The 16,432-nt window shown below is 66.2% G+C and carries 16 protein-coding genes; 6 read left to right on the plus strand and 10 right to left on the minus strand.

All coding sequences use genetic code 11. The features are described from left to right. Positions 1 to 131: 131 nt before the first annotated feature. Together ABMY26_RS11430 and ABMY26_RS11435 are read left to right on the plus strand one after the other, a co-directional pair. Positions 132 to 710: a TetR/AcrR family transcriptional regulator gene (locus tag ABMY26_RS11430; RefSeq protein ID WP_372396394.1), complete on the plus strand. Its 579-nt coding sequence runs from the start codon at positions 132 to 134 to the stop codon at positions 708 to 710. Between the two features lie 353 nt (positions 711 to 1,063). Then, a complete protein-coding gene (locus ABMY26_RS11435) occupies positions 1,064 to 1,549 on the plus strand; it encodes a hypothetical protein (RefSeq protein WP_372396395.1) in 486 nt (161 codons plus the stop codon). A gap of 3 nt (positions 1,550 to 1,552) precedes the next feature. Here the strand turns inward: ABMY26_RS11435 and ABMY26_RS11440 are convergent, their stop codons facing one another. The 7 genes from ABMY26_RS11440 to ABMY26_RS11470 form a co-directional block, all read right to left on the minus strand. Beyond that, positions 1,553 to 2,155 carry a gamma carbonic anhydrase family protein gene (locus tag ABMY26_RS11440; RefSeq protein WP_372396396.1) on the minus strand — a complete coding sequence of 201 codons (603 nt, stop codon included), beginning with the start codon at positions 2,153 to 2,155 and terminating at the stop codon, positions 1,553 to 1,555. Between the two features lie 31 nt (positions 2,156 to 2,186). Continuing rightward, the gene (locus tag ABMY26_RS11445; protein WP_372396397.1) at positions 2,187 to 3,428 is read right to left on the minus strand and encodes a CaiB/BaiF CoA transferase family protein; all 1,242 of its coding nucleotides are present in this window, start codon (positions 3,426 to 3,428) and stop codon (positions 2,187 to 2,189) included. Next, positions 3,421 to 4,383, minus strand: coding sequence for a hydroxymethylglutaryl-CoA lyase (locus ABMY26_RS11450; protein ID WP_372396398.1), 963 nt, complete (start codon positions 4,381 to 4,383; stop codon positions 3,421 to 3,423). Before ABMY26_RS11450 ends, ABMY26_RS11445 begins: the two co-directional genes overlap by 8 nt. Before the next feature lie 86 nt (positions 4,384 to 4,469). Next, positions 4,470 to 5,753: a TRAP transporter large permease gene (locus ABMY26_RS11455; RefSeq protein WP_372396399.1), complete on the minus strand. Its 1,284-nt coding sequence runs from the start codon at positions 5,751 to 5,753 to the stop codon at positions 4,470 to 4,472. Further along, on the minus strand, positions 5,753 to 6,325 hold the full coding sequence (locus tag ABMY26_RS11460) for a TRAP transporter small permease (protein ID WP_372396400.1): 573 nt from the start codon (positions 6,323 to 6,325) through the stop codon (positions 5,753 to 5,755). Before ABMY26_RS11460 ends, ABMY26_RS11455 begins: the two co-directional genes overlap by 1 nt. 13 nt (positions 6,326 to 6,338) lie before the next feature. After that, positions 6,339 to 7,415, minus strand: coding sequence for a TRAP transporter substrate-binding protein DctP (gene dctP, locus ABMY26_RS11465; RefSeq protein ID WP_372396401.1), 1,077 nt, complete (start codon positions 7,413 to 7,415; stop codon positions 6,339 to 6,341). Between the two features lie 160 nt (positions 7,416 to 7,575). Beyond that, entirely contained in the window at positions 7,576 to 8,529 is a 954-nt protein-coding gene (locus ABMY26_RS11470) for a LysR family transcriptional regulator (protein WP_372396402.1), read from the minus strand. A 559-nt stretch (positions 8,530 to 9,088) separates the two neighbouring features. Here ABMY26_RS11470 and ABMY26_RS11475 point away from each other — a divergent pair. Together ABMY26_RS11475 and ABMY26_RS11480 are read left to right on the plus strand one after the other, a co-directional pair. Continuing rightward, complete coding sequence (locus tag ABMY26_RS11475) at positions 9,089 to 9,409, plus strand: hypothetical protein (RefSeq protein ID WP_372396403.1); 321 nt, start codon at positions 9,089 to 9,091, stop codon at positions 9,407 to 9,409. Positions 9,410 to 9,413: 4 nt separating this feature from the next. Then, positions 9,414 to 11,348, plus strand: a complete 1,935-nt coding sequence (locus ABMY26_RS11480; RefSeq protein WP_372396404.1) for a tetratricopeptide repeat protein — start codon at positions 9,414 to 9,416, stop codon at positions 11,346 to 11,348. 13 nt (positions 11,349 to 11,361) lie between these two features. Here the strand turns inward: ABMY26_RS11480 and ABMY26_RS11485 are convergent, their stop codons facing one another. Next, positions 11,362 to 11,523, minus strand: a complete 162-nt coding sequence (locus tag ABMY26_RS11485) for a hypothetical protein (RefSeq protein WP_372396405.1) — start codon at positions 11,521 to 11,523, stop codon at positions 11,362 to 11,364. A gap of 98 nt (positions 11,524 to 11,621) precedes the next feature. Further along, positions 11,622 to 11,885 (minus strand): hypothetical protein, encoded by a 264-nt coding sequence (locus tag ABMY26_RS11490; protein ID WP_372396406.1) that lies wholly within the window; start codon positions 11,883 to 11,885, stop codon positions 11,622 to 11,624. A gap of 211 nt (positions 11,886 to 12,096) precedes the next feature. Here ABMY26_RS11490 and ABMY26_RS11495 point away from each other — a divergent pair, with 211 nt between their 5' ends. Both ABMY26_RS11495 and ABMY26_RS11500 read left to right on the plus strand, forming a co-directional pair. Then, positions 12,097 to 13,593, plus strand: a complete 1,497-nt coding sequence (locus ABMY26_RS11495) for a CHASE2 domain-containing protein (RefSeq protein ID WP_372396407.1) — start codon at positions 12,097 to 12,099, stop codon at positions 13,591 to 13,593. 49 nt (positions 13,594 to 13,642) lie between these two features. After that, on the plus strand, positions 13,643 to 14,560 hold the full coding sequence (locus ABMY26_RS11500) for a hypothetical protein (protein WP_372396408.1): 918 nt from the start codon (positions 13,643 to 13,645) through the stop codon (positions 14,558 to 14,560). Positions 14,561 to 14,582: 22 nt separating this feature from the next. Here ABMY26_RS11500 and ABMY26_RS11505 read toward each other — a convergent pair whose 3' ends face one another. Continuing rightward, positions 14,583 to 16,166, minus strand: coding sequence for a caspase family protein (locus ABMY26_RS11505; RefSeq protein WP_372396409.1), 1,584 nt, complete (start codon positions 16,164 to 16,166; stop codon positions 14,583 to 14,585). Between the last annotated feature and the right edge of the window lie 266 nt (positions 16,167 to 16,432).

The raw sequence follows: 16,432 nt of genomic DNA on the forward strand, positions 1-16,432 counted from the left end.
CCTCACCCTCCCCACTTCGTGGGTCCCCTCCCTCTCCCGGGACGGGAGAGGGCGTTTACCCTCAAATGCGAGCGCCCCGGGCGCATCACGCTCCGTGTTGACAGCCTCCCTACCAGTTGGTAGGGTGAGGCATGAGCAACCTGTCGACCCGAGCCGATGACATTCTCCGCTGTGCGCGGTCCCTGATCGCCAGGGGCGGCTACAACAGCTTCAGCTATGCCGACATCTCCAAGGTCGTCGGCATCCGTACCGCCAGCATCCATCATCATTTTCCCGGCAAGGCGGATCTGGTCCGCACCCTCGTCGCGCAGTATCGCGAAGAGGCGGCGGCCGGGATCGCCCAGCTGGAACAGGCCGTCCCCGATCCGTATGACCGGCTTCGCGCCTATCTCGGCTATTGGGAAGGCTGTTTCGCCACCATGGAGGATCCGTTCTGCGTCTGCGCGCTGCTCGCGGGCGAGAGTCCGGTTCTTCCCGAGGCGGTCGCCGTCGAGGTCCGGGCGCATTTCCGGATGCTGTCGGACTGGCTCGCCTCGGTCCTGGAACAGGGCGCGGCGCAGGGCCGGCTCCGGCTGGCCGGGACGGCCAAGGGCGACGCAGAGCTGCTGATGGCCGCCGTGCATGGCGCGATGCTGTCCGCCCGCGCCTATGGCGACCCCGCGGCCTTCGGCGCCGTAACCCGTCCCCTGCTGGAGCGTATCGCCGTCTGACGGCCGGGCCTGCGGCGGGGGTCCGGCTTGGGCTTTGGAAGCCTACCGATTGGTAGATAGAGTGTCTGTTCAGGGTAGGCTTCCGGGGTAATCGCATATTTTGCCGCCTTTGCCCCCTCCTAACCTCCCCCGCTCTCGCGGGGGAGGGACTGCCGCCACTTTTCCGCCTAAGCACTTGCTCCCTCCCCCGCCCAGCTCTCGCACAAAGCTCCGCTTTGTGCTGACGCGACAGGCGGACCATAGGTCCGCTGAGAGCGGGGGAGGGTTGGGGTGGGGGGCAACGCCAGCGCATGAACGCCTTCTCGGGGATGACAGGTCTCCCTGGAAACTCGGATCAACAAGGAAATACGCCGATGTTCGGAATCTCTTCGCTTGGCTGGGTCCATACGCTCGGCAGCCTGCCGGCGATCCCCGTGGCCCTCTACATGTTCGCCCGCCATGGCCGGATCGTCCCGCGCTCGGTGCCGGGCGCGGTCTATTTCGTCTGCATGCTGGTCGGCGCCGCGACGGTCTTCCTGGTGGCGCACCAGCCGGCGAGCAACGTCATCGGCGCGGTGACGATCCTGATCCTGCTCGCCGGCTATGGGGTCGGCCGGGTTGCGGGGCTGGGGCGTGCGGCCCGCTACATCGAAACCATCCTGCTGAGCATCAGCGCCTTTCTCCTGATGGTGCCGACCGTCAGCGAAATCCTGCGCCGCGTTCCCGACGGGCACCCGCTGGTCACCGACCTGAAATCGCCGCTGCTGCTCGGCGCCCAGGGCGGGCTGGCGGTCCTGCTGGCGGTCGGGCTGGCGGCGCAGATCCTTCATCTGGCGCGGCGGGGCAGGGCAGCGGGCTGACCGTCAGCCCTGCGCCGCCTCGCGGTAGGTGCGGGCGAGGCCGGCATAGTGGCGGATGTCGAAGGCGATGAACTCGACCTCGGCATCGGTGACGTCGCGCAGATGCCGGGCCGGGCTGCCGGCCCAGAGCTGGCGGGCGGGAATCCGCTTGCGCGGGGTCAGCACCGCGCCGGCCGCCAGCATGGCGCCGCTCTCCACCGCCGCCCCGTCGAGCACGATGGAGCCGATGCCGATCAGGCAGCCGTCGGCCAGCGTGCAGCCATGCATGCGCACGCCATGGCCGATCACCACGTCGGCGCCGATGACGGTGGGGTACTCGTTCAGCATGACGTGGATGATGGTGCCGTCCTGGATGTTGGTGCGCGGCCCCACCGTGATGCTGTGGTCGTCGCCGCGCAGCACGCAGCCGTACCAGACGCTGGCCCCGGCCCCGATGGCGACGTCGCCCACCACCACCGCGCCCGGCGCGACGTAGGCATCGGCGGCGATGCGCGGCCACACCCCCCGGAAGGGCTGGATGATGGCGCCGGGATGGCGGGCGGCCAGGGCCGGGCCGGTCTCGTAAGCGGTTTCAGGGGATGCTTCGGGCGCGCTCTCGGAGGTCATTCGCTTCTTTTCCTTTCCTGATGCCGCCGGGTCAGGAGGCGAGCCGTTCGGCCTCCGCATCCTGGCCCGCGGCCGGGGTGGCGATCACGCCGGCCGCCGCCAGACGGTCGATGTCCGCCGCACTGTAGCCCAGTTCGGCCAGCAGCGCCGCGCTCTGCGCACCGATGGGCGGCAGCGCCATCCGCGGCCCAAGCCGCCGGCCGTCCAGCGTCAGCGGTAGCAGCGGCACCCGCGTCTCGCCACCCGTCTCGGTGACGATGGGGACGAGGCCGCCGCTCGCCGTCAGGTGGGGGTCGTCGAACAGCTCCTCCGGCCGGTTGATCGGGGCGTAGGGCAGGCCGTTGCGCTCGAACAGATCCGCGATCTCGGCCTTGCTGTAGGCGGCCAGCCGGCGGCGGATCTCCGGCAGCATCCAGTCGCGGGCGAGGCAGCGCCTGGTGTTGCCGTCCAGCCGCGGGTCGGCCAGCAAATCGTCGAAGCCGAAGGCGGTGCAGAAGGTCCGCCACTGCATGTCGCTGACCGCGCCCAGGAAGATCTGCTCGCCGTCCTTCACCTCGAAGGTGTCGTAGATGCTGAAGGCGGCGATGCGCTCGGGGAAGGGCGGCGGCGCCTCGCCGGTCACGGCGAACTGCTGCATGTGCTGGGCCGACAGCAGGACGCAGGTCTCGAACAGGCCGGACTGGATCTCCTGGCCGCGGCCGGTGGCGTCGCGGATGCGCAGCGCCGCCAGGATGCCGATCACCCCGAACATGCCGCCCATGATGTCGTTGACCGAGCTGCCGGCGCGCAGCGGCCGGCCGCTGGGGCCGGTCATGTAGGCCAGCCCGGCCATCATCTGTACCACCTCGTCCAGCGCGGTGCGCTTCTCGTAGGGGCCGGGCAGGAAGCCCTTCAGCGACAGGCAGACGATGCGCGGGTTCTTCACCGCGAGGCTGGCATGGTCGAGCCCGTAGCGCGCCATCATGCCGGGGCGGAAATTCTCCAGCACCACGTCGGCGGTGTCGACCAGCCGGTGGACGGCGGCCAGCCCCTCGGGATCGTTCAGGTCGACGGCCAGCGACGTCTTGTTGCGGTTGAAGGTGCGGAAGAAGCCGGCGGCGGCCCCCGGCAGGGCGCGGGTCTTGTCGCCGCCCACCGGCTCCACCTTGATGACGTCGGCGCCGAGATCGCCCAGGATCATGCCGCAGCTCGGCCCCATCACCATGTGGGAGAACTCGACGACGCGGATGCCGGCCAGCGGCAGGGTGGGGGTGGGAGTGGGGGCGTCAGGCATGGACGGTGCTCCCGGAAGAGGTGCTTGGGGAAGAATTGCTTGGGGAAAAACGCTTGGGCAGGCCGGCGGCGGCGATCTTGCCGTGCAGCGGCTGGCCGGGAAGGAGGACGGCGAGCAGGCGCTGCGCCTCGATCAGGGCGTCCAGGTCGATGCCGGTGTCGAAGCCCATCGCCTCCAGCATGAAGACCAGATCCTCGGTGGCGACGTTGCCGCTGGCGCCCGGCGCATGCGGACAGCCGCCGAGCCCGCCGAGCGAGGCGTCGAACTCGCGGATGCCGAGATCGAGCACCGCCAGGCAGTTGGCGAGGCCGAGCCCGCGGGTGTCGTGGAAATGGGCGCCCTGCAGCCGGTCGCCGGCCAGCTCCTTCACCCGCTTGTAGAGGCGGCGGACCTGCGCGGGGTCGGCATAGCCGACGGTGTCGGCCAGCGCCACGCGGTCGGCCCCGGCCTCCAGGCAGGCTTCGCAGAGGCGGACCACCTCGTCCTCCGGCACCGCGCCCTGGATGGTGCAGCCGAACGCGGTCGAGATGCCGGCGTCGATGCGGGCCGCATGGTTGCCCTCGTTGCGGGCGCGGCAGACGCGGGCCAGCTCCTCCACCGACTCCGCGCGGGTCTTGCGGATGTTGGCCCGGCTGTGCGCCTCGCTGGCCGACAGCGGCAGGACGATGACGTCGGAGCCGGCGGCGAGCGCCGCCGTGGCGCCCCGCAGGTTGGGGGCCAGCGTGTGGACGATGACGCCCGGCACGGCGCGGGCGCCGGCAACCACCTCGGCGGCGTCGGCCATCTGGGGGAGCAGCCTGGGCGGAACGAAGGAGGCGGCCTCGAAGCGGCGGACTCCGGCGCGGTGCTCGGCGGCCAGCCAGCGCAGCTTGTCGGCGGTCGGCACCACGCGGTCGAGGATCTGGAGCCCGTCGCGCAGGCCGACCTCGACGATGGTCACGGGGTCTCTCGTCATGGCAAGGGGTCCTCGTTCGGGGGCGCGGGGGTCGACGCGCCCCCGGTGCAAAGCGGGGAGGGGGGAAACCGGTCGGGGCCGGCGGATCAGATGCCGAAGCCGGCGGCTTGCGGCAGCCAGAGCGACAGGGCCGGGAACAGCCAGACGATGAAGAGGCCGGCCATCATCAGCAGCACATAGGGCAGGGCGCCGCGCGTCACCTCGCCGAGCGACGAGCTGGTGATGCCCTTGATGACGAACAGGTTCATGCCGACCGGCGGGGTGATCAGCGCCAGTTCCAGGTTGATCATCAGCATCACCCCGTACCAGACCGGGTTGATGCCCAGCGCGGCCATCACCGGCAGGATGATCGGCGTGGTGATCAGGATGATGGCGATGGTCTCCAGGAACATGCCGAGGATGAAGATCGCCGCCATCACCGCCAGGATGAAGCCGCCCTGCGACAGGCCGAGCGCCGTCACCGTCTCCATGATCTGGGCCGGCAGGCGGATGATGGTGATGGCGTGGCCGAACATGCCGGCGGCGGCGATGATCATGAACAGCATCGCGCTGGTCCGCATCGTCTGCACCCCGCAATCCAGCAGGTCGGCGACCGACAGGTTGCGGTAGACCAGCAGCGCCACCGCGAGCGCGTAGACGGCGCCGACCGCCGCGGCCTCGCCCGCCGTGAAGACGCCGAGATAGATGCCGCCCAGGATCAGCGGCGGCATCAGCACCGCCCAGATCGACTTGCGGAAGGCGGCGGCGACGGCGCCGAAGCCGGGCCAGGGCTGCGACCGCACGCCGTCCTGCCGCTTGGCCTGGAGCCAGCTGTAGCCGGCGAAGACCGCCGCCATCAGCAGGCCGGGGACGATGCCGGCCAGGAACAGGGCGCCGATGGAGGCGTCGGTGACGATGGCATAGAGGATCATCGGCCCGGACGGCGGGATCAGGATGCCCAGCGTGCCGCCGGCGGCGATCAGCCCATAGGTGTCGCGCTGGCGGTAGCCGTAGCGCTTCATCTGCGGGATGGAGATCGAGCCGATGGTCAGCGCGGTCGCCACCGACGAGCCGGAGATGGTCGAGAAGATGGTGCATGAGAGGATGGTGGCGAAGCTGAGCCCGCCCTTGATGTGGCCGACCAGCGTGTTCGACATCTCGTAGAGGTCGTCGACCACCTTGGCCTTGATCATGACATGCGCCATGAAGGCGAACATCGGGATGGTGGCGAGCAGCGGGTTGTTCAGGCTGGCGAACACCGAGTCCGCCATGCTGTCGATGCTGCCCTCGAACAGCGCCAGCACGCCGAGCGAGGTGAGCCCCAGCGCCGCGAAGATCGGCATGCCGCTCATCAGCAGGACCAGCAGCAGGGCGAGGATGAGGAATGTCATCAATGGCCTCCCGTCCGCTCGTCGGCCAAGTCGCCGGTGAAGCTGCGGATCAGCCGGGCCAGCGCCGTGATGCCGAGCAGGACCGCGCCGGCCGGCAGGGTGGCCTGCGGGATCCACAGCGGCAGTTCGAGCTGGCCCGACGAATAGGCCTCGAACTCGTAGGAGAACAGGGCGGAATGCCAGCCGGTGCGGAACAGCAGGACGGCGAAGACCAGCACCGCCAGATGCGCCCAGGCGTCGAGCCAGCGCCGGCCGCGCGGCCCGGCGAAGCCCATGATCAGGTCGATGCGGATATGGTGGCCGGTCCGCAGCGCCTCCGCCGCGCCGGCCATCACCATGGCGACCACCAGATAGCCGCAGGCCTCGTCGATGCCCTCCAGCGGGTGGCCGACGACATAGCGGGCGACGACGCCGGCGGTGGTCAGCCCCAGCACGACGACGATCAGCAGGACGCTGAGCGCCCCGCCGGTGCGTGACAGGGCGGTGGCGGCGCCATCGAGCAGGCGCAGGGGCAGGGCGGTTCCCTTGCTGCCGCTTCGGGGCACCGCGTCGGGGGTGGACATGCTGCTCATGGCGCCGCCCCCGTCACTGGATCTTGGCGATGAGGTCCAGCAGCTTGCGGCCGTCGGCGCCGGTCTCGTCGGCGAAGCCCTCGGCGAAGGCCGGCGCCATGGCGGCCTTGAAGGCGGCATTCTCCTCCGGCGTCGCGACATGGACCTTGACGCCCTTCGATTCCAGCTCGGCCGGGGCGCTGGCGGCGGCCTCCTGCGAGGCCTGGATCGCCCAGCCGGCGGCGTCCTCGCCGGCCTTCTTCAGGGCGGCCTTGTCCTTGTCGGTCAGCTTGCCGTACCAGCCGGGATTGACGTAGCCGTGCAGGTAGGCGGCCAGCACCGGGACCACCGTCATGTGGTCCTGCACCTCGTAGTATTTGCGCGACCAGGCGGCGGCGACGTCGGTGATGGCGGCGTCGATCACGCCGGTCGCCAGCGCCTGGTAGACCTCGCTGCCGGGGATCGCGACCGGGGTGGCGCCCATCGCCTTCAGCCCGCGGTCGAAGGCCGGGCCGATGCCGCGCATCTTCTGGCCCTGGAAATCCTCCGGCTTCAGCAGCGGCTTGCCCTTGGAGGTGAAGACGCTGGTGTTGGTCTGGAACATCCAGACGACGTTCTTGACGCCCTTCTTCAGCAGGCGCTCCTCGAGGAAGGCCGCCGCCTCGGAGGTCGGCCATTTCTTCCACGCCTCGATCGAGGACATGGTGTAGGGGCCGACGGTGACGTTCATCAGCGGCAGCGTCTTGCCCCACTGGAAATTCAGCGAGAAGGCGCATTCGATGTCGCCCTTGGCGACCGCCAGGATGTTGTCGTTGGCCTTGATCAGGCTGTCCGACCCGAAGACCTGGACGTCGAGGTTGCCGTCCGACAGCGCCTTGACCTCCGCCGCCCAGCGGTCGACGACCTTGGCGATGTGGTGGCCCGGCGGCAGCTGGTGGCTGCAGCGCATCCGCGTCGCCGCCTCCGCCCCCGTGGTCGGCAGCGCCGTCAGCGCCATGGCGGAGCCGGCGGCGAGCAGCACCAGCGCGCCCCTGGCGATGGTGGAGCCGCGGCTGGCCGCGATGCCGGCCATCTGTTGGGCCATCTGTTGGGTCGTCGTGTCGGTCGTCATGTCCTGTCCCTCCCGGTGGCTGTCCGTTGCGGCGGTCCGGCCGGCGGATGCGCGGGCCGGACGCCAAGCCCTTGTCGATTGCGGGCTTTCGGATTGTTCGTCTGCAAAACAGAACAGCATGGGGAGGGGGTGTCGTAAAAATACAAATAAATGAAGGGAGCTATCTGGTTTCCAGATGGCTGTCGCGCCAGCGCCCCGGCCAGCGGCCGGCCGCATGGGCCTCGCGCACCACGTCGACCATCAGCCGCCGCGCCTCCATCACCGCGCGGGAGGCGGTCTTGATGCGCGACGACACCAGATACAGGGTGCGTCCCATCGACGGGTTGACCACCGGCCGGGCGACCAGTTCGCCGGAGGCGATCTCGTCGCCGGCCAGCGCCGCCGACTGGACGGTCACGCCCAGCCCGGCGCTGACCGCGCGTTTCAGCGGGATGGCGGATTCGATCTCCAGATGGACCTTCTCGGCGATGGCGCGCCGCACCGCCGCGTCGCTGGCCAGCGCCTGGAGCACGGCGGTCCGCCCCGGCATGATCAGCGGCAGGCGCAGCACGTCGGCGAGGTCGATGGGGCCGCCGTCGCCGATCATCGCGCGGGTGCCGAGGCAGACCAGCTCCTCGTCGAGCAGCGGCACCGCCTCCAGCCGGTCGTCGTTCGGCCGCACCAGGGTCAGGGCGATGTCGGCCTGCCCGGAGAGCATCCAGTCATGCATGATCTCGCTGTGCGCCTCGATCACGCGCAGCTTGACCTCGGTCAGGGTGGCGGCGACGCGGCGGATGAAGGGCAGGCCGATGGCCTCCATGGCGGTGTAGTTGAAGCCGACCATCACCGGCCCGACCGCCGAGCGCGCCAGCGACACCACGTCGAGCTCCGCCTGTTCCAGCGCGTGCAGCACGCCGCGCGCATGGGCGTGCAGCCGGTCGCCGGCCTCGGTCCGGCTGACGCCGCGGGGCTGCCGGACCAGCAGCTGGACGCCCAGATCCTGCTCCAGCGACGCGACATGCTGGCTGAGCGCCGACTGCGCGACGTTCAGGAACTCGCTGGCCCTGGAAAAGCTGCCGAGTTCGCAGACGGCGACGAAATAGCGCAGGCGGCGGAAGTCCAGCTTGGCGGACATGGGCGGGGGACGCTCCTGGCGGTGGGTGTGGGGCCGACTATGCCAGGAGGGGCGGCGCGTGCGTCAATGAGGACGGGGAGTTGGGGGGATGGTGAGGGCGGGCAACGGGGGTAGGCTGCTTTGCGCCAGGAGCGGACATTCCAATCTCGCCCGAAAGCCCCTCCAGTGACCCGCTTCTAGAGCGTTTTCCGCTCAATCACGGTCATATCCGGCGGCCGCGAAGAAGTTCACGCATTCGGGGTCACTACACGAAAGTGATCAGATTGTCCGGGATCTGAGAACGTGAGTGGAACGCGCGGCCGGGAGCCTATGCGTCAAAAACGGTCTGCCCATGCCCCGAAAACGGCGAAGGCCGCCGGTTGGCTGCCGGCGACCTCGCTGTCGCGGAAGAGTGGAGATTTGTCGTTTCCTTCTTCCGAATGACAAACTCGCCAAACCGCAATGGGAGCGCACCCGCGTAGCAGGAGTATTTTCAGTAAGATTGCGCATAAGGTTGTTTTTTTATGTATTAATGCACCATAATGGATGGCAAATATAATTTGCTCAACCATGGTGGCGCATGGATATCGATCTTCTGAAGAGTTTTGGGCAGGTAGCCGGCATCGGTGGCCTTGCGCTGGGCATCGTGTTGCTGGTGTTCCGTGAGATTGTCCGCAAAGGGGCTGGGGGACGGGACCAGGCGAAGGTCACGAGATTGCTGACCACGGTCGCGGTACTCACCGCCCTGGTGGGGCTTGCCGGCATCGGTGCCTGGGTCTGGGCCGGATCGCCGCCCGCCCAAGGGCGAGCGTCCGTGTGGGCCGATCACGGTAGCGTCGCCGCGGGAGGGGACATCTCCGGGACGGTGACGGTGGGCGCGCCGCCAGTGAAGGAGCCCTGATCCGATGGTGCGCTCGGGTATTGCTCTGGCTCGGATCGGTGGAACCGGCCTCCTCTGCGCAGCCTTGTTGTCGCCAACGGCGATGGCCGCGCCTCCTGTGGCCGTCGGCGCCGGCGATCACAGCGTCGCTGCGGGAGGAGACATCACCGGAACGGTCAATCTGGGAATGACGCCAGTCGAGGTGCGGACCCTAATCGATGAGGTCTTAGCCCGTCGGGGGGCGTACGAAGGTAAACTCATGGAGGTAGGTCGTGAGCTAGGGGTTACTATGAATGCTGTAACAGTTTTCTTTCAGTTACTCGACGAAAAAAGTATTCCAACTGAACAATTAACGATTCGACTTGTTGAGATAGCCCAAAAACACAAAGCGTTATTGCAGGAAGTGGCAAGCTTTCGTGGAGAGGATGACGAGGATATTGTTCGCCTTAGCGTGCTGGCCGAAGCAGCAATCACGGATGGCCGCTACAATACGGCGCGAGAGTTACTGACCCATGCTAGAGATACCGAGATTGCAGCGGCGCGCCGAATGATGGAAGCGGCGGAAAAGCGCAAGCGACGAGCGGCGGAGAAGGCGGCGGCACTGGGCGGGCTTGCCAATACGCGCTTGAATTATCTGGAGGGCGCCGTAGCCTTCGCCGAAGCGGTCAACCTTGTTCCGGAAAGCGAGCTATCGTTGAAGGCTCGTTATCTAAACGGGGCTGGAATAGCAGAACAGCATGCTGGAAATTTCGCAGCGGCAGAGCCCTTCTTGGCAGAGGCTTTGGCAATCTATGAGAAGGTGTTTGGTCCCGATTATCCTGAAACCGCAAGCAGTCTTAACAATCTGGCAGAGTTGTATCGGGTGCAAAGCCGCCTGGATGAGGCAGTACCGCTCCATGTCCGTGCGATGTTGATTCGAGAGAAGAGGCTCGGCCCCAATCATCCCGATACCGCTAACAGCTTGAACAATCTGGCTGGGTTATATCAGGATCAGGGTCGGTTGGATGAGGCCGCGCCCCTTCTGGTTCGTGCTCTAGCGATCTACGAGAACGCGCTCGGCCCAGATCACCCAGGCACTGCAAGCGGTCTTAATAGTCTGGCCGAGTTATACCGAGCACAGAGTCGGCTGAAAGAGGCTGAGCCGCTTTATGTCCGCGCCTTGGCGATCCAAGAAAAGACTCTTGGCTCCGATCACCCCGTCACTGCCGTTAGCCTCAACAATCTTGCCGGGCTATACTGGGAGCAGCGTCGACTAGAGGAAGCTGTGCAACTTCTGGCTCGCGCCTTGGAGATCCGGGAAAGGGCACTTGGCCCTGATCATCCCGTCACCGCCGGCAGCCTAAACAACTTAGGGCTGTTTTATTTATCGCAGCACCGACTCAAAGAGGCTATACCGTATCTGACTCGGGCTCTGGCGATCCGGGAGAAGGTACTCGGCCCTGATCATCCTATCACTGCCGGTAGCCTCAACAATCTGGGCCTACTGTATTGGGAGCAGCGTCGAATTGAGGTGGCTACCCAGCTCTTCGCCCGCGCCCTAGCGATTTTCGAGAAGGCGCTTGGCCCCGACCATCCCGACACCGCCGGCAGCCTCAACAATCTGGCAGCGCTGTACCGGGATCAGGGCCGGCTGGACGAGGCGGCCCCGCTCTTCACTCGCGCTTTGGCAATCCGTGAGAAGGCGCTTGGCCCCAACCATCCTGACACCACCGGCAGCCTCAATAATTTGGCAGCGCTGTACCAGGATCAGAGCCGGTTGGGGGAGGCCGCTCCGCTCTTTGCCCGCGCCCTGGCAATCCATGAGAAGGTGTACGGCCTCGATCACCCTAATACAGCAACCAGCCTTAGCAATCTGGCAGAGGTGTATCGGGCGCAGGGCCGGTCCGAGGAGGCTGCCCCGCTCTTTGCCCGCGCCCTGGCGATTAAAGACAAAACTGTCATTCATCAAAGCCTCAAGTAAGGCGAGAGGCCGTTCACCGAGCCCCCTCTCGCAAAATGGCGGTGATCGAGAGAATAGCGTTGGAACAATCCATGCCGTTTTGCCAAAAACGGTCAGCCCACGCCCTGAAAACGACAAAGGCCGCCGGCTGGGCGCCGGCAGCCTCGATGTCGCGGAAGGGTGCGTGTTCTGGCATCGCCCAGTTCCCTGGAATGGCCCCGGCCTGCTGCAAGGAAACGTGAGCTCTGCGTAAAGCCCATGAGGCGTTCGATGGTCGGCAGGGTGGCGGATCGATCAGCCGGGAATGGCCAAGCCGCGTCCCTCGGCGGTCAGGCGCCAGTTGGCAACGTCGCCCAGCATGATCTCCGCCGCTTGCCGGGCGCGGTCACGCGCCGCCCACGGGTTGGTGGCGTCGTCGCTGCGGATGGCCGCGATCAGGGTGGCGAGCTGCTGTGCCATTCGCCCGGATCGGTGGGCGTTTCCCTCGAAGTCCGCGATGACGCGGATGCCGTAGGAGGCGGTCGCCAGCACCGGAAGCCCGGCGGTCAGGGCTGTCACCGCGAATTTTACCTCCTTGGCGATCTCCACCCCCAGGTTTGCGACGGTCTATTGCTTTTTATCTGAACAACTAATGCGCACAAAATATCGCGAAGTACGCAACTTTGGGCGCAAGCATTTATATTAACTTGTATTTTTATAGAATTTGAAAACACATTATAACAAAAATATGAGAAGATGCCTTCATGTCATAACCATGAGGTTGTGGGAGATGGGCGGCATGACGGTCAGGCATCAACGCTCTGAGCGCTTGGGGACGCCGACAGCGAAGGCCCTCGTCAAAGGGATCACTGCCTTTGCCATAGGCCTATTGATCTATGCGCTGCTGACCTTGCTGGGCGGGCTGTGGGGGGTTGGTCCCTATGTCCAACTGATCGAGGCCCGTGGCACCGACATCGGGCTGCGAGTCGCCGCCGCGAGCCAGCGGCTCACCGATGGCTCGCAACGTTACGTGTTTCTCGATGCCGACCGCAATTGGTGCCACGCCCTGCCGATGCAGGAGCGGACGGCGTGTGCGCCGTCCCAGGGGGTTGACCGGCGGGTGACCGCCGCGCTCGTCGAGGCGGCGCGGAGCCACGGCGCCAAGGTGGCGGTGTTCGACCTTGTCGCGCCCTGGCCCGGCCCCAAGGACGATCCGCTGATGGAGGCCCTCACCCGGCCGGGTGAGACGCCGGTCGTCATGCCGATGCAGTTCGATCTGCGGCGGGATCCGGACAGCGGCAACGATCTTCCCGGCATCCTGCCGATCGCTTCGGGTGCGGGGTTGATCGGCAAGGATCACGGCGTGCGCTTCGCCCTGCCGGCGGCGGCCGACCAGACGAACTCCCTGCCGGACGGCATCCTGCGCGTCTACCCGGCCGCCCTGCGCGCCTTCGGCGCTACACCTGCGGAACCGCTGACGCCATTCTGGACCCTGCCGGGCCTCGCGGCCTGCCTGGTGACCCAGGCGGGAAACGCGGACGCATGCGCAACGCCACCCGAAACGGATCTGCACACCCGCGTGCTCTACTCGCTGCCGATGATCCACGACCAGGTAGAGGGGTGGGGGCAGCAGCAATGGTTGCCGAACTGGCTGCGGCAGGCCGGAATCCTCTGGCACCTGCCGGCGTCGCGGGAACTGACGCCCGATGGGAAGGGTGGCTTCAACTTCGGGTCGCCGCACCTACTAAAGGACGCCATCGTCGTCATCGGCTCCAGCTATGGCCCAAGCGACCTGCACCCCACCCCGCTCGGCGTCATGAGCGGCGCCGAGGTGGTCCTGAACGCGATCCGCTTCCATGTGGAATACAGCGGGACGGAAAAATCGAAATTCGGCAAGATCGTGCTGAAAATCGCCATGATCTTCGTCGCCGCGCTGATCTTCGGCCTGTTCTGGTGGGTTCACTACAAATACCTGTCGGTCCAAGGCCACCGGTCGCTTTTCGCGCGCGCGTGGCGCTCGGTCGTGTCGGGGCTGGGCTTCGTCGTCGCCATCGCGTTCGCCTGCTTATGCATCCTGGCCATCGGCTGGGGTACGGTCGGTCTGCTCGGGCACAAGGCGCCAAGCCTGGACATGATCACGCCAATCCTTGGGACCATGCTGGACGGCATCGTCGATGGGATGGCGACGGTGATCCATCGCATCGAGCACGGGGTGGCGCACCTGCTCGACAAGGGGAGGCGTGCGCAGCGCACGGTCGCCCCAGCAACCCAGCATAATAGGGGATAGGAGAGCGAACGTGCGGACGCACCTTCACCATCTCCGCGGCGTGGGACTCTTGGCGCTTTTCGTCGCTCTGAGCCTGAACGACGCGGTGGCCGAAAACCGGCCTCCGGTGGCGCAGATCGGACACATGACCCAGAACATCCGCAACACCAGCAAGGTACAGCGGAGCGATGGGCGAATCGAGCTGGCCAGCCCTGGGATGCCGCTGTTTGCCGGCGATGTTGTTCAGCTCGAATCCTGCCAGCCAAGTCTGGAGATCATCTTCGCCAAGCAGGGCGACTCGCGAATACAGAACACCTATCTGCCGGACCCCGGTTGCATGCGCCGCATCGACGTGCCGTCTCCGCCGTCCGACAGCATCACCCTCGACGACCTTCTGAACTGGCTGAACTTCATCGGCCGCCGGGAACCCGTACCCCGCTTCGTCGAGACGCGCAGTCGCAGCATGTCAACCTCGACCGACATGCTGGCCGCCGCTCCAGCCCAGCCGCGCATCCGGCTGCAGGGCACGCCGCAGATGGTAACCACCGATCTTGCGGACCTGGCAGTGTTTTGGGACGGTATTCCCAATGATGCGCATCAGCTTGTGGTGCGTCAGGGTACGAAGGTGAAAGCCTCCGCCCGCTCCGCCGCCGGACTGGACAGCGTCATGCGTATCGAGCAGCCGCTTCAAGCGGATGTACCGGCCGCCATCGTGGTGAGCGGGAAGGAGCGCACCGTCCTCAACATCCCGCTGTCCGTCGTCGAGATCGACCGAGAGCCCAGGGCGCCGTCGTTGAAGCCGTCCTCGGCAACCGGCGACCCGGCGTCGCTGACGGCTCAGGGGGTGTGGCTGCTGCTGCACGCCGGGCCGGAATGGCGGGTGCAGGCGCTGGGTCGGCTGGCCCAGTCGGCGCGCGTTAACGGCGATTTCGTCGCCGCCCGTCTGCTGCACAGCGTGCTGGCCGGGGAATGGGCGCCGCCGCGCTGAGGCGGCGGCGCCGGGCGGCGGGTCATGGCCGCCAGCCGTTGATCGTCGTCCGGACGCGCTCGGCTCCGTTGTGATCGACGGGGCCGCCGATGCCGCGCTCCATCATGATGGCGAGGACACGAAACGGTTCGCTGATGGTCCGCCAGATTTCCATGGTCATGGTCCTGCGCCCTACTGCGCCGGTCGATGAGTGGTCAATCATGATCGCGAATGCCTTCGTGAAATACCGCCGGGCGAGGGCATCATCCTTGGGAATGCCTTTGTCTTCGTAGTACATTCGACCGAGCATCGACAGCGCATCGGCGTCTCCTCGGCTGGCGCCGTCACTGGCCAAATCCAGCGCGACGGCGAGATCCCGCGGAACTCCCTCACCGAGATAATACCGCTTCGCCAGCATGCTCAAAGCGAGGGTATATCCCTGGTCCGCGGCAAGGCGCAGGTACTTCACCGAAAGCGTGTCGTTTTCGGAAACGCCGTGCTCTCCGAAGGTGTGAGCGTTCGATAGGACGAATGCCGCCATCGGAAAGCCGGCATCGGCAACCGGCGTGAGATAGCGGACGACCTTCGCGTAATCCTTGTTGAGATTGTCCATTCCCATCTGCAGAAGTGCCGCGAAATTCCCTTGATGGGCGGCCAATTCCTGCCAGCGGTGGGATTCGGCCTCGTTGACAGGCGCCAGGTCTCCGAAATGGAACATTTCGCCGAGACTGAACTGGAAGCTCGCATAGCCGTTCATGGCGAGATAGCAGATGTCGCGATACGAGACGTGAATCTGGTTGCAGTAAGGCGGGCGCTGCACGATCGCCCGCTCGTTCACCGTTCCGAACCGGCCGGGCACCAACTGGAGCGCGCCGAGGGATCCCATGCCACCGCTGAACACCGGCTCCTGAACACCCTGCACCCGCGCGACATCGCCGTCGGTCCGGCTCTGTGCCACCACGTTCTGGCTGGTCCGGTGAAAAATCCGTTCGACGTTGTCGAAGGGATCCGCCTCGATCTGCTTGATCAGCTCGGTGGTGTAGTAGGATCCGCCGCCCTGCAGCGCCCCCCAGGACTTGGTGCCGGGGCGGGCCGAGAAGCCGATCATGGTCCTCTCCGGAGGCTCCGGCAGCCGGGCGTAGGTCATGCGCTCGGCTGGAAGTTCGCCCCGGGTATCGCGGCACATGTCGAAGATGAGCACGCTGCCCGCCTTGTTGCCCTCGACCGAGGCGATGATCTCGTTCACCGAGATCATCGTCGCGGTCTGGGAAAGTTCCGCATCGGCCGGCAGATACAGGTTGGTGTAATCCTTCTGGATGCCGTGGCCGGAAAGGTAGATGAGGACCCGGTCGGCGCCTTTGCCCAGCCGCCGCACCTCCTGCAGCCAGCGGCGAATCTCCCGGGCCTTGGGGTTGATCAACGGCCCGCCGCCGATGAGCTGATAGCCATAGGTCTTCAAGGTCTTTGCCATCGCTCGGGCATCGACCTTGGAGTTCGGCAGTTCCCGGCTCTTCTCGGGCAGGTTGGCGTAGTCGCCCACCCCGATAACCAAGGCATATAACTTGGCTTCGCCATGCAGGCGGCCATCCCACACGAGGGGCTTCACTGTCGGCACGGCGCTGGACACTACGATTGGCGCCAAAGCGGCCCTCTGCTGTGCCATGCACGCTGTCAGCATCCAGCAAATGGCCAGGATTGCGAGACTTAGGCCCGAAATGCGGCAGATCCCAATCCTCATCATTCCCCCATGACGTTTTCTCACTCTGCTAAAAGGTGCGTGTTATGGCATCGCCAACCCCCCATCGCCCTGCTCCTGACAGGTTGAGCGGGAGATTCATCACGCATCGGGCCAACATAAGGCCGTATCTGGCTGGCATCGCTCCTCGGCCGGCT

This window comes from Azospirillum sp. HJ39, from assembly GCF_041507355.1.
Lineage (GTDB): Bacteria > Pseudomonadota > Alphaproteobacteria > Azospirillales > Azospirillaceae > Azospirillum > Azospirillum thiophilum.